Source organism: Burkholderia sp. BCC1640, from assembly GCF_902833125.1.
Taxonomy (GTDB): Bacteria; Pseudomonadota; Gammaproteobacteria; order Burkholderiales; family Burkholderiaceae; genus Burkholderia; species Burkholderia diffusa.
Map to the genome: position 1 here is coordinate 1 of NZ_CADFEF010000162.1, position 461 is coordinate 461.

Annotated in this window: 1 protein-coding gene; it reads left to right on the forward strand. The window is 62.5% G+C overall.

Translation table 11 applies throughout. The features are described from left to right. Positions 1-151: 151 nt before the first annotated feature. Positions 152-461 (forward strand): NAD(P)H-binding protein (locus tag HWX25_RS33010; RefSeq protein ID WP_175912792.1); only part of this gene is annotated, 310 nt, incomplete at its 3' end.

Consider the following 461-nt stretch of genomic DNA (forward strand, 5'->3'; position numbering starts at 1 on the left):
GCCGCGCCTTGATGGGGCATGCCGGCATCTCGGTGGTGGTTCCCATTTGGTAACTATCTCCTCAAAAACTGCCTTCTTTACGGAGCTACGCAGAGGCCCGATGATCGAGTCACTCTCGAAATGAGACTAACACTCGCAACAAGGCCAGTCCATGAACGACACCATTTTCATCACCGGCGCATCCGGTCATCTCGGCCGCCTCGTCATCCAGCATCTGCTGACGCGCGGCGTGACACCGGCACGCATCATCGCGGGCACACGCAGCCCGGAAACGCTTGCCGATCTCGCGATGGCAGGCATCGCGGTTCGCAAGGCCGACTTCGAGGACCGGCAAGGCTTGACCGAGGCGTTCGACGGTGTCGGCACCGTGCTCGTCATTTCGACGGATGCGCTGGAAGAAGCCGGGGCACGGCTGAAGCAGCATCGCAACGCGGTTGCATCGGCGGCGGCGGCAGGCGTCG